Origin of the sequence: Proteus columbae (genome assembly GCF_002777965.1) — a bacterium.
Lineage (GTDB): Bacteria > Pseudomonadota > Gammaproteobacteria > Enterobacterales > Enterobacteriaceae > Proteus > Proteus columbae.
In genome coordinates, this window is sequence record NZ_NGVR01000032.1 from 128,721 (window position 1) to 142,148 (window position 13,428).

The 13,428-nt window shown below is 37.3% G+C and carries 12 protein-coding genes; 3 read left to right on the forward strand and 9 right to left on the reverse strand.

The window, feature by feature from the left end; genetic code table 11:
* The first annotated feature begins 12 nt into the window (after nt 1-12).
* Nucleotides 13-897: a D-hexose-6-phosphate mutarotase gene (locus tag CBE70_RS17245; RefSeq protein WP_100160298.1), complete on the forward strand. Its 885-nt coding sequence runs from the start codon at nt 13-15 to the stop codon at nt 895-897.
* Between the two features lie 99 nt (nt 898-996).
* Here the strand turns inward: CBE70_RS17245 and CBE70_RS17250 are convergent, their stop codons facing one another.
* From CBE70_RS17250 to fadR, 5 genes are all read right to left on the reverse strand, one after another.
* Nucleotides 997-1,749, reverse strand: coding sequence for a MipA/OmpV family protein (locus CBE70_RS17250; RefSeq protein WP_100160299.1), 753 nt, complete (start codon nt 1,747-1,749; stop codon nt 997-999).
* A gap of 101 nt (nt 1,750-1,850) precedes the next feature.
* Nucleotides 1,851-4,154 carry a carbamoyltransferase HypF gene (hypF, locus tag CBE70_RS17255; RefSeq protein WP_100160300.1) on the reverse strand — a complete coding sequence of 768 codons (2,304 nt, stop codon included), beginning with the start codon at nt 4,152-4,154 and terminating at the stop codon, nt 1,851-1,853.
* 49 nt (nt 4,155-4,203) lie between these two features.
* Nucleotides 4,204-5,316: an alanine racemase gene (gene alr / locus CBE70_RS17260; RefSeq protein ID WP_100160301.1), complete on the reverse strand. Its 1,113-nt coding sequence runs from the start codon at nt 5,314-5,316 to the stop codon at nt 4,204-4,206.
* Between the two features lie 13 nt (nt 5,317-5,329).
* A complete protein-coding gene (locus tag CBE70_RS17265) occupies nt 5,330-6,634 on the reverse strand; it encodes a D-amino acid dehydrogenase (RefSeq protein ID WP_100160302.1) in 1,305 nt (434 codons plus the stop codon).
* A 471-nt stretch (nt 6,635-7,105) separates the two neighbouring features.
* Nucleotides 7,106-7,825, reverse strand: coding sequence for a fatty acid metabolism transcriptional regulator FadR (fadR, locus tag CBE70_RS17270; RefSeq protein WP_100160303.1), 720 nt, complete (start codon nt 7,823-7,825; stop codon nt 7,106-7,108).
* Nucleotides 7,826-8,058: 233 nt separating this feature from the next.
* On the opposite strand from fadR, the gene nhaB reads away from it, so the two are divergent.
* Nucleotides 8,059-9,603 carry a sodium/proton antiporter NhaB gene (gene nhaB, locus CBE70_RS17275; RefSeq protein WP_100160304.1) on the forward strand — a complete coding sequence of 515 codons (1,545 nt, stop codon included), beginning with the start codon at nt 8,059-8,061 and terminating at the stop codon, nt 9,601-9,603.
* Between the two features lie 178 nt (nt 9,604-9,781).
* Entirely contained in the window at nt 9,782-10,306 is a 525-nt protein-coding gene (dsbB, locus tag CBE70_RS17280; protein ID WP_100160305.1) for a disulfide bond formation protein DsbB, read from the forward strand.
* 84 nt (nt 10,307-10,390) lie between these two features.
* Here dsbB and CBE70_RS17285 read toward each other — a convergent pair whose 3' ends face one another.
* The 4 genes from CBE70_RS17285 to CBE70_RS17300 form a co-directional block, all read right to left on the reverse strand.
* The gene (locus CBE70_RS17285) at nt 10,391-10,699 is read right to left on the reverse strand and encodes a putative hemolysin (RefSeq protein ID WP_100160306.1); all 309 of its coding nucleotides are present in this window, start codon (nt 10,697-10,699) and stop codon (nt 10,391-10,393) included.
* A gap of 33 nt (nt 10,700-10,732) precedes the next feature.
* Nucleotides 10,733-11,065: an SMR family transporter gene (locus CBE70_RS17290; protein ID WP_023581949.1), complete on the reverse strand. Its 333-nt coding sequence runs from the start codon at nt 11,063-11,065 to the stop codon at nt 10,733-10,735.
* A 134-nt stretch (nt 11,066-11,199) separates the two neighbouring features.
* Nucleotides 11,200-12,429, reverse strand: a complete 1,230-nt coding sequence (locus CBE70_RS17295) for a sugar transporter (protein ID WP_100160307.1) — start codon at nt 12,427-12,429, stop codon at nt 11,200-11,202.
* Nucleotides 12,430-12,889: 460 nt separating this feature from the next.
* Entirely contained in the window at nt 12,890-13,309 is a 420-nt protein-coding gene (locus CBE70_RS17300; RefSeq protein ID WP_100160308.1) for a hypothetical protein, read from the reverse strand.
* Between the last annotated feature and the right edge of the window lie 119 nt (nt 13,310-13,428).

Consider the following 13,428-nt stretch of genomic DNA (forward strand, 5'->3'; position numbering starts at 1 on the left):
GGTCATAAGATAATGAATGAGAAAATTTTTTCTTTGCCGATTATTGAACAAATATCACCTTACTTAAGTCGTCGGCAATTAGGCGAACTTCCTATCCTTGTTATTTCGCATCCTAAAGTACGTGCAGCTATCAGCCTTCAAGGCGCACATCTAATTGCTTGGCAACCCGCACAAGAGCATCCCGTATTTTGGGTGAGCGAAGCCTCTCTCTTCACTACTGGTGTTGCCATTCGTGGCGGTATTCCTATTTGCTGGCCTTGGTTTGCTTCGGCAGGTACACCAAGTCATGGATTTGCACGAATTCTTCCTTGGGAATTTAGTGCTCACACAGAACAAGATGATGGCGTTCTCATTACCATGACATTAAAAGAGAGCCAACAGACACAAAAATATTGGCCTCATCCCTTTACTGTTATTGCTCGTTTTAAATTGGGAGCAACCTGTGAGGTTGAATTAGAATCTTACGGAGATTATGAAGCGACGGCTGCCCTTCACTCTTATTTTAATGTGAGTGACATTGATAATGTCTCTGTAACCGGCCTAGGAAGCCACTACATTGACACAGTGGCAGATAAAGAGGTTTACACTGATGAAACCTCATTACGCTTTAATGGACGCACTGATAGGCTTTATACAGAGCCTGACGATTTTAATCTTATTCATGATGATGGATGGGATCGCACAATTGAAGTTCATCATTACCATCATAGTGATGTCGTATGTTGGAACCCCGGCGCAGAACTTGCAAGTTCAATGAAAGATATGAGCACAGGTGGCTATCGTAAAATGGCTTGTGTAGAAACCGCCCGTATCCACCAACCATTAAAACCAGATAACGTTCATCCCGGTCGTTTATCTCTGGTCGTTCGTGTTCGTAAAAATATTGCCGAAAAATAAAGTATTACTGGCATCTTACACAATAAAAAAGCTTCGAGTTTAAATCGAAGCTTTTTTATTATCGCTAATCTCACTAAATTTTAGTTAGATTTTAGCTAATTAAAATGTGTAAGTTACACCTGTCCACACAATTGCAGTAACAGATTTATTCACCATTGGGCTGTCTTTTACTTCACTTGGTAAATGGTCAACACGTCCCATCGCAAAGAAATTCCATTTTTCTGCAAATTTATAGTTAGCAGAGATTTCAAAATAAGGTCTCCAGCTATCATTTGGCGTATATTCTGCTAAACCACTGCGTTGTGATTCTGCGTGGCTAATACCATAAGCATAACGGTTTTGCTTTTTGTTTTCCCAAACAACACCCGCACCCGGTTGAAAAGACCAGTTACCAAATTCGAAAGGATATAAATAAGCAGCATCAGCGATAATACCGTTACTTTTGCCTAGCATATCGCCCGATACGATTGCTCTTAAGCTACCCCATGATTCATGGTGCTTATAAGTAAAGCCACCCATCATAGTGTCACGACGGCGATTCAGCTTTTTCATTTGCTCATCGTCACTATCGCTTGGTTTATAAGCCTGAGGATAATAGTGCAAATCAACAGAAAGTTGATCTTTTGGTGTATTCCACAGGTAATATCCCGCCGCTAACGTTGCGAAATAGAAATTCTCTGACTGGTAGTTAACTTGTGGTACTGGTAATAAATAATCTTTTGATTTAGCCCCTTTATAAGGCGTTACTTGTGCTAAAACCGAACCACCAATTGACCATTCGCCAGCAAATGCAGCTGGCGTGCTTAATCCTGCAATAACGGCCAAAGAAATGATAATCTTCTTATTACTCACGATGATTTTCCATATTGTCATTAATCATTAATAAAGTAGCAACCAAAAACCTATTTCAGTCACAATTAACTAAAACTGGCATTATTTTACCTATAATTATTTTATTTTTGCATTAAATGTGTAGCAATCAGTGCTTGCCCTAATGCAATACCGCCATCACCTGCAGGTAACATCATAGGTGTTAATACTTTTTTATTGTTTAGTTTTTTCTTAAACAGGTGTTTGAGTAGCGTGTTATTTAACACACCACCCGTAAGTACAATGGTATCAATCTGATGTTCATCCGCACATTGCAATGCAATATTGCCTAAACCTTCAGCTAATAGATAATGAAATAGCCATGCTTTTTCATTAACATTCAACGCGACACGTTCCCACTGCGACCAAAAAACAGACAAATCAAGCACATTATTTTTTACAGGCATTAAATGCCCATATTGCTTAGTTATTTCTGTCTGTTTTTCTTTATGACACGCTAATGCTGCTGTTTGTAGATAACAAGCGGCTTCACCTTCCCAACTTATCTCTTTAGGGGCTAATCCTAATGATGCTGAAACCGCATCAAAAAAGCGTCCACAAGAAGAGGCTTTAGGTGAATTTAAACCACGTTCTACTGCCTTACTTAATATCTGCAAATCATTGCTTGGTATCATTTGGGCGATAACACTACCTTGCCAATCTTCATAAAAATTAGCTAAATGTGCGAACCAATTTCGCCAAGGTTGAATAGAAGCAAGATTGCCTCCAGGCATCGCAACAGCAGGAAGTCCACCAATCCGCTCTGAATTTTGATAGTCTACGAGCAAACATTCCCCACCCCATAATGTGCCATCTTGCCCAAAACCTAATCCATCAAGAGCAATACCAATAACAGCACCTTGTTGATGTGTATGACCATGTTCAGCAAGACAGGAAACAATATGTGCATGGTGATGAGAGACTTCAATAACAGGAATATTTTGCTCTAGAGCAAACTGCTTACCCAACTGATGACTGATGTAGTTAGGATGCGCATCTATTGCAATTGCTTTAGGTGTAAAGCGATAAATCTGTTGGAAGAGAGCCAACGATTTTACCAACTGTTGTCGCACGCTTAAATCATCAAGATCCCCTAAATGAGGCCCCATAATGGCTTGATGTTGACGTAATAAGCAAAATACATTTTTGAGATCGCCCCCCATAGCAAGTACTGAGGGTTGCTCCTCAAAATCTTCAGGTAGTGAAATCGCATCTGGAACATAACCACGAGAACGTCTGATCATAACGCTCTGTTTACCCTCAATACGAACTAGCGAGTCATCCGCCCTTTGTATGATTTCTCTATTATGCATTAAGAATAAATCTGCAATATCTTTCAATTGCATTAAGGCATCTTCGTTACTTAATGCTGGTGTATGACCTGATGCATTTCCTGATGTCATAACAAGAGGAATATTCGCGCCACGCGCTAATAGATGTTGCAGTGGATTGGCAGGTAACATCACACCGATTTCAGTTAGTCCCGGCGCAATAAGCTCCGCAAGTTTAGGTGTAGCGGTTTTAGGAACTAATACAATTGGGGCAGCAGTGCTTTGCAATGTTTGGATAGCGGTTGGAAGAAAATCAGGATCTTGCTTTTCTGCTTTAATTTGATCAATTCCTGTGATCATCACAGCTAATGGCTTCGCGGGTCGGTACTTGCGTTCGCGTAATAATGCAACACTCTCATTATTACGTGCATCACACACTAAATGAAAACCACCAATACCTTTGACTGCAACAATTTTTCCAGCAAGTAACGCTTCACAAACTTGGGCTAATGCAAGCTCTTTTGTTGCTAACTCTTTACCCTGATTATCTGTAAGCCAAATATGAGGCCCACATACAGGACATGCATTAGGCTGAGCGTGAAACCGTCTATCTGCGGGATCTTCATATTCATGTTTACATTCAGGGCAGAATGGAAATTCAGACATTGAAGTAAAAGGCCTGTCATAAGGCATTTTTTTTATGATAGTAAAACGAGGGCCACAATGTGTGCAGTTAATAAAAGGATAATGATAACGACGATTTTGTGGATCAAACAGTTCATCAATACAAGCTTGGCAAGTCGTTGCATCAGGAACAACTTGTGTATCCATTTCGCCACCACCACTTTTTACAATAATAAAATCAGTAGGTTGCTGTTCCCATTGATAGGGTGATTCTTCTATACGTTCAATACGTGCTAATGGTGGGCATTCTGCTTTTAATGCTTCTATAAAGAGTGTATTTTTAGGTGAAGGCGTTAAATGTACCAATACCCCCAAACTATCATTGCTCACTTGCCCTAATAAACCAAAACGATGGGCTAATTGCCAAACAAATGGGCGAAACCCAACGCCTTGAACCTTTCCTTTCACACGCAATGTAATGCCGTTACTCATAGGATCACCAAATCAAAATAAATTTAATCTTATTCTAGTTTAGTGATTATCAACAACTTTCATTTAGATCAGAAAAAGTGGAATTAGGTAAATTTATCATCACTTCGACAGTAACTCTTGGTGCTATTGCACACAGTAATTCGTAACCAATAGTGCCGCATGCCATTGCAACATCATCAACAGGAAGTTCTTTTCCCCATAATTCAACTGGACTACCATAATTGACATCAGGAAAATCCGTAACATCAATGGTTAGCATATCCATAGAAATACGCCCTACCAATTGTGTTTTATGCCCATTAACAATAACAGGTGTACCGTCTGGTGCATGTCTTGGATAACCATCAGCATAACCACAGGCAACAACACCGATCCGCATATCACGTTCAGCGGTATATCGGCTACCATAACCTATCTGTTCACCTTTTTTTACTTGTTGAATGGCTAATATTTCACTATTAAATGTCATTACGGGTTCTAAATCGAAATCAGCAATATCTTGCCAAACACCTGAAGGCGAAACACCGTATAAAATAATGCCTGGGCGTACCCAGTCTTGATAAGTTTCAGGATCAAATAGCGTTGCGGCTGAATTTGCCAAACATCGAGGTAATTCATTTACCATTGCCTGATTAATGGCAGCCTTTTGTGCACTCATGTTTAATCCAGTATCTGCATTGGCAAAATGCGACATTTGGATAATAGACCCAATGTTATTGATACTTTTCGCACGATCAATCGCGTGCTGATAAGCGTCAGGACGATAACCTAAACGGTTCATTCCACTATTAAGCTTAAGATAGATATTGATAGGTCTTTCTAACTGTGCTTTTTCTATGGCGTCAAATTGCCAATCTGAATGCACCGCAGTAGTTAGTGAATAGCGTTCAAGTAAATAGACATCTTCTGTTTTAAAAAAACCTTCAAGTAAAAGGATGGGACCAACCCATCCTTGCTCTCTTAACATGATAGCTTTGTCTAACTCAATTAATGCAAAACCATCAGTATGACTTAATGCCGGCCAAACACAGGATAATCCATGTCCATAAGCATCTGCTTTTACAACAGACCACACTTTGCTGCCTCTGACTCTCTCTTTAATAACAGACAGATTATGGCTTAATGCATCGAGGTTAATGGTTACTTTTGTGGGTCTGGACATGTTTTTTCCTCAATTAATAAGCTGCATCAAGTTTTTGCCCCGGTAAGAGCAATTTAGTATTAAAGCCATCGATATACCGAAACACAGATAAATCATCAGCGGCAATAGCCGGTTTATTCCCTGAAATTAAATCAGCCAATAATTGTCCAGAGCCACATGCCATTGTCCAACCTAATGTGCCGTGCCCTGTATTCAATGATAAATTACGATAAGCTGTAGGCCCTACAATAGGTGTACCATCAGGTGTCATAGGTCTTAAACCCGTCCAAAAAGTGGCTTTTTCAATATCACCACCCCCTTGATAGAGATCTTGTACAACCATTTTTAATGTTTCACAGCGTGATTTTAAAATATCCAGATTAAAACCAACGACTTCTGCCATTCCACCGACACGAATTCGCTCATCAAAACGAGTTACCGCAATTTTATAAGTTTCATCTAAAATAGTGGATGTTGGTGCTCTTGAAACATCAATAATCGGCATCGTAAGTGAATAACCTTTAAGAGGATAAACTGGTATGGCGACTTTGTTTTTCAAAAATGCTGTTGAATAAGAACCCATGGCAACAACATAGTGATCTGCTGTTAATAATCCATCATGACATTGAACGCCCGCTACTTTATCACCATCAAATAACAAATGTTTGATTTCTTTGTTAAACAAGAACGTAACACCTGCATCTTCTGCCATTTTAGCGAGTCTTTTCGTGAAAGTTTGGCAATCACCCGTTTCATCATTTGGTAAACGTAAACCACCTGTCAATTTGTGACTAACATGCGCAAGTGCTGGTTCTGCTAATTTAAGCTGATCCGCAGTTAACAATTCATAAGCAACGCCCTCTTGCTTTAATACAGCAATATCATTGGCTGCATTATCAAATTGCTTTTGATCACGGAAAAGTTGCAGAGTACCGCCTTGACGCCCTTCGTATTCAATACCTGTATCTTGGCGTAACTGACGAATGCAATCACGGCTATATTCGGCAATACGTACCATACGACTTTTATTCATGGTGTAATGTGACGCATCACAATTACGTAACATTTGCCACATCCAACGTAATTGGAAAAGTGAGCCATCGGGTTTAATCGCTAATGGTGCGTGCTTTTGGAACATCCATTTAACTGCTTTTAATGGAATTCCCGGCGCTCCCCAAGGCGTCGCATATCCTGGAGATATTTGACCTGCATTACCTGCACTCGTCTCTTCTGCTGCACTATTTTGTCTATCAACAACAATGACTTCATGACCTTGTTGTACAAGATACCACGCACTCGTTACACCAATAACGCCGCCACCTAAGATGATTACTTTCATGGCAAGACTCCAATAATTTACATTGATATAACATAAGAATAATATTCCATACACAAAAAGCCAATATAGAATAATCATCTAGGCTAATAAAAAGACAGATTTTAGAGTTAAGTCACATTTGATTGTTATTTGACAAGTAATTCTCAAAAAAAATATTAAATTAATCTATAAAATCAATGTGATACAATTTTACCTATAAATTATAAAAATATTGATTAGTAAATTATTTTAAATTAAAGAAACTTTAAGGTGTAGAGAAAGGAAATTGGAGATTTATTAAAATCCAAAAATTAATATATTTTTAGATGATAATTCTTAGATTAACTCATTTTAGTTGCTCTTTTTACTAAAAATAACCTATTTAAAGCATTGCCTAAAAAATGGCACGTTGAGCTTTTAAAGGCATAAAAAAACCAGTATCAAAATTATATGAATACTGGTTTTTCTATTGTAATAAAGCAGCAAACCTAATTAGCGTTTTACTTCTTCTAGGTCACTTGGTAATGGTGACTGCAAACTTTGCCAGATAACACCACTGTCTTTACCATATTGGCGGACACATTCCATGACATGCTCAACATCTTTTTGCTCACATAATGCAGCCAATCTTTTATAAAATGCTAACGCGAGTTCTTTGGCTTGAATATTTGAGAAATAATAACGGCCTACGCGCGTATAAAGCCCTTTTAAGCCGTTTAAGATAAGGCCATAAATTGGATTACCTGATGCAAACGCCAATCCACGGAAAATGTTGTAATCCAGTTCACTAAACTCATCAGCGCTATTTTCAGTGGTGAGCTCATGGTTTAAAGTTTCAATACATTTTTCAGGACTATTTCTAAATGCTGTACGTATAAAAATAGCTGAGATATTGGTTCTAACAGCCAATAAGTTATCTATTAACTGTGGTACTCGATCATGATCGAGACGAGCTACTGTTTCAAGGATATTAAGGCCTGATGTTTCCCAGAAATTGTTTACCTTCGTTGGCTTTCCGTGTTGAATAGTTAACCAACCATCGCGAGCAAGACGTTGTAGCACTTCTCTTAATGTGGTTCTTGTAACACCGATTAATTCAGAGAGCTCACGTTCCGCTGGAAGAATAGATCCAGGGGGAAAACGATTATTCCAGATACTTTCAACAATATACTCTTCCGCAAAACCTGCGGGGCTTTGAGCCTTAATAACCATATTTTTATTTCTTCCGAAGCGATTTTTCTGCTAATAATGGAAAAGATAATATCAGAATGCGTAATTTTGATATAGCTCAACCATCATTAAATAGTGAATGGCATCATAAAACGTGATGTGGTTTTATCAATTTATTATTACTAACGCGCTTAATTTCACAGCGATTAGCGCGTACTATGGTTAAATTGCGCATCATTGCGCTTAAAATCTCTATTTGGAGGATGAGAAACCTAATGGATATGAGTATAAGACAAGCACTACTAAAGAACTTTATGGGAAATTCCCCAGATTGGTATAAGCTTGCTATTCTTACTTTTTTAATTATCAACCCACTGATTTTTTTCTTTATTGACCCTTTTGTCGCCGGTTGGCTATTAGTTGTAGAATTTATTTTTACACTAGCTATGGCGCTAAAGTGTTACCCGTTACAACCCGGAGGATTACTTGCTATCGAGGCCGTCATCATTGGTATGACTAGCCCAAAACAGATTGGTCATGAAATTGCCAACAACCTTGAAGTGATTTTGCTTCTTGTCTTTATGGTTGCGGGTATCTATTTTATGAAGCAATTATTACTGTTTGCTTTTACCAAACTGCTGTTATCCATTCGCTCTAAACGAATGTTATCTATTGCCTTTTGCTTCGCAAGTGCATTTTTATCTGCCTTTTTAGATGCTTTGACCGTTATCGCGGTTGTAATCAGTGTCTCTCTCGGTTTCTACTCTATTTATCATAATTTTGCTTCTAATCAATCAGGTGCAGAATTAAGTAATGATGGATTTATTGATACCGCAGAAAAAAAACAAACTTTAGAACAATTCCGTGCTTTTTTACGTAGCTTAATGATGCATGCTGGTGTTGGTACTGCATTAGGTGGCGTAATGACCATGGTTGGTGAACCACAAAACCTTATTATTGCAAAACATTTAGAGTGGGATTTTGTGACCTTCTTTATCAGAATGTCACCTGTCACTATTCCTGTTCTCTTTGCAGGTCTTGCAGTGTGCTACTTTGTAGAACGCTTTAAGCTCTTTGGTTATGGTGCTGAATTACCTGATTTAGTTCGTAAAGTTCTAACTGAATACGACAAGAAAAACAGTGAAAAACGCACTTCTCAAGAAAAAGCACAACTGATGATCCAAGCATTAATTGGTATTTGGTTGATTGTTGCTTTAGCGCTCCATTTAGCAGAAGTCGGTATTATCGGTTTATCTGTTATTATTCTTGCCACTGCATTTTGTGGGATCACCGAAGAACATGCTCTTGGTAAAGCATTTGAAGAAGCCTTGCCTTTCACTGCGTTATTGACCGTTTTCTTCTCTATTGTTGCTGTTATTATTGATCAACAATTATTTGGCCCTATTATTCAGTTTGTTCTTCAAGCTTCAGAATCCTCACAGCTGTCTCTTTTTTACCTCTTTAATGGTCTACTATCTGCTATTTCAGACAACGTGTTTGTGGGTACGGTTTATATCAGTGAAGCTTTAACAGCATTGCAAGATGGATTAATTAGCCAATCACAATATGAGCATATTGGTGTTGCTATTAATACAGGTACAAACTTACCTTCTGTTGCGACTCCAAATGGTCAAGCCGCATTCCTGTTCTTATTAACATCAGCATTATCACCACTCATCCGTTTATCATATGGTCGTATGGTGATAATGGCACTACCATATACAATTGTAATGACATTGCTTGGTTTACTGGCTGTTGAATTTTGGCTTGTTCCTACAACACACTGGTTTTATGAAATTGGTTTAATTGCTATTCCATAACAATAGATCCACAGATACACCACATAAATAGGACTTTTATTTGATAAAAGTCCTATTTTCTTCATTAAAATAAGCTTGAATGTAAATATTTGTGAAATAACAGGTTTTAACTTTTTTTGCGCTTGATTTTTGGGCAGAATAGACACTTATTTTATTTAATATTTAAATGGATATTATTATGCTGACTTCTCTTCGTCACTGGTCACAAAGCCGTTTTTCATGGCTGTTGCTTGCATTAACAGCAATCGGTCTTGAAGGTGCTGCATTGTATTTTCAGTACGGAATGGAATTAATGCCTTGTGTAATGTGCGTCTATCAACGTATCGCGGTCTTAGGGATCTTAGTTGCTGCATTGATTGGGGCAACTGCACCTAAAATGGCACTTATGCGTATGGCGGGTAGTTTTTTATGGATTTATTCTGCATACCGAGGCATTGAACTCTCTTGGGAACATACACAACTTATTCTCAATCCATCACCTTTTGCGACCTGTGACTTTTTTGTCACTTTACCTTCTTGGTTTGCCCTGCAAGATTGGTTCCCTTCTGTATTCCAAGCAACCGGTGATTGCTCTGTCAGCCAATGGCAATTCTTAACTTTAGAAATGCCACAATGGATGCTTATTATTTTCTCTGCTTATTTTGTTGTAGGTTTATTAGTATTAATGAGCCAAATAACAAGTTCTTTTAAGACAAAAGAATAAAAAAAGAAAATAGCCTTTAGCGATAAACTAAAGGCTATTTTTATAATAGAGAAATGGTGATAAACATTCAACCCAAAATAAGCTTTAACCTGGAATACAAGCCCCTTCAATTAAAGCTTGTTCACTACAACGCTTACCATTAGCAAACTGACACACAGGTGTCTGACCGCCATGTAATTCATAGTTTAAAGAAGGCACGCCACCTGAAAAGACACAAGTTGCCTTGGCTGATTCTTCTAAGGGAATATCAAGGCTGGTTGTCGGTATTGTTCGACTTTTACTAACCGTTTGTGTAGATGAATATTGTGTCTGCGCTGAATTACTGCATCCTGCAATAAAAGCAAAGCTAGTTAACATAATAAGATAACAAGTTGTTTTAAATTTCTTTTGCATCAAAGACACCCTAATTTCTTCCAGTTATTCCTATCAGTGTGAAGCACTTTTTGAAAGTAGATTTATAACTAAAACACCAGCAATAATTAAAGTCATACCAACAATGGCAGGTAAATCGAGTTTTTGTTGATAAAGAAATACCGCTGCAACAGAAACTAAAACTATCCCTAATCCACTCCATATTGCATAAGCAATACCTAATGGCATAACCCTTACCACTTGAGAAAGTGCCCAAAAAGAAAGACAGTAACCAATGACGACCACAATAGATGGATATAGTCGGCTAAAACCATCAGAAGCTTTCAGCATTGTAGTCGCAATGACTTCAGATATAATTGCCAACATTAGGTAAGTTAATCCATTCATTTTTTCGCCTTAATCCTATACAAAGTCAATTTTGTGAATTCTATCACAAGCAAGAACAAGGATATTCATCTACAAAAAATAAAAAAGGCACTCTTCCTATTGAATAAGTGCCTTTATATCGTGGAAATACTTGTTTAGTGTTGATGGAGTTGATTCTTTTGACGAGGTTTCCCGCCCATAGAAACACGATAGCGATTAAAGATAAAACCACACCAACCCACAGCAATAACACTCAATATTGTTCCTGCATAGCCAAGATTTGTCATACCGGCATGTAAAATAACTTGATTACCAATTAATGCTCCTGCACCAATACCGATATTAAAAATACCGGAATAAATAGACATAGCGATATCTGTTGCATCAGGCGCTAAATCAATCACTTTGACTTGCATTCCAAGGCAAATACACATAAAGCCAATGCCCCAAAATATAATCAGTGCAATAAATGACATTAAACTTTGGCTACTCATCATTAATAAGCTTAAACAGAATGTCAGCAAAATTAAGGCAAAGAATAAGAACGATGTTGGCATTTTGGTACTATAACGACTAAATAAAACACTTCCCACAATGCCTGCACCACCAAAAATAAGTAAAACCAAGGTGGCAAAGTTTTGATCTAAATTTGCAATATCAACGACAAAAGGCTCTATATAACTATACGCTGTAAAGTGTGCAGTAACCGCTATTACCGTTAGCAGAAAAATACCCATTAATGGGCCACGTTTTAATAACATGGGCACACTTTTTAGTGATCCTGAATGCTCACTCGGTAATAAAGGTAAATAACGCATTAACGCAAACATGGTAATTAAAGCTAAAACGCCAATTCCCATAAATGTTGCACGCCATCCTAACCACTGCCCAACAACACGACCTAAAGGCAGACCAAGTACAGTTGCCAATGCAGTTCCTGTCGCTAATAAACCTAATGCCTGAGCTCGTTTACCAGCAGGTGCCACTCTAATTGCCAGTGATGCGGTAATAGACCAAAATACGGCATGAGAAAACGCGACACCGATACGCCCTGCTATCAGTGATTTAAAATCCCATGCTACGCCAGATAAAATATGACTTAAAATAAAGAGCATAAATAAAATAATAAGCAACTTACGTCGCTCTACTTTACTTGTCATTATCATTAAAGGCAGAGACATTAAAGCAACAACCCAAGCATATATCGTGATCATTAAACCTGTTTGAGCTGGGATCATTCCAAAGCTTTCAGAAATATCACTTAACAGTGCAACAGGAACAAATTCTGTTGTATTAAAAACGAAAGCTGCGAATGATAATATTATTACCCTGATCCACGCTGTTTGCCGGCTAACTTCATTTACGTTTGATGCTGCGATATTCATAATTAATTGATATTTTCTTAAATTATATTGATATTTATGCCATGCTTTTTATAGAAGCTTTTGTCTGATTTGCTTTTCTTACTTGCGCTAAAATTGATTTATTAGATTGAAAATAAAAAAATAGTATAAAGATAAAAACACATTTCATTAGAAACAAAAAATAAACCAAATTATCACTAAATCTTGTTGCTAAAGCGAATCAGCTAGCAATTTTAGCATATTCATATCGCGACTTTAAATCCCTTTGGCAACTTCTTTTTAACGTTAACATAATCTTTTAATAGTAAGTTTGTAGATATAAATGCCCTATTGTTACTTTATGTTGAAGAATAGAAATATACTCTTTTCAAGAAAAATATATCGCATATTCATTGAATTAAGTTAAGAGATATTAATTTAATAACCGAAAATAATCTTACTGTTGGGCAAAAGATAAATAAAAATAGAAAGGATATTAAGATCACTGACTCAAGTCATTAATAACTTGAAGAGCTTGCTCACAAGCAATGTTTTTCGTGGGTGATGTCGAGCAATCAAAAGCATTTTTGATAGTCGAAATTTGTTCTTTTGCTGGTCGCGGTAGCGTTAAATTTCCATTAGAAAGTGCTTTTTCAACATCATTTAGCTTCTCAGCTAGCTGCTGACAACTTCCATTATTATCTTTAGATTGATAAATAGCCATAAGCGTATCGCGTTTTGCTTCTACAGTAGAAAGGGTTTCACGTACTGTTGATGAAGAATTTTCAATCACTTCGCGGCTTTCACTCCAAAACTCAGCTGTATTTTCTTTAATGACAGACACAATTAGAATAGCGACAAGTATAGCTAGCATAATAGTCAGCGATAATATCCCTCCTGCAATAATAAGTATCTGTTTCATATTAAACTCCATATATACATCATATCTGTTTTAATATTTATTTTTTAATGCTTATTTTTAATATATATAGTTAAAATAAATCTGGTTCAATATGGATTACGATTCTTTTTATTTTTTAC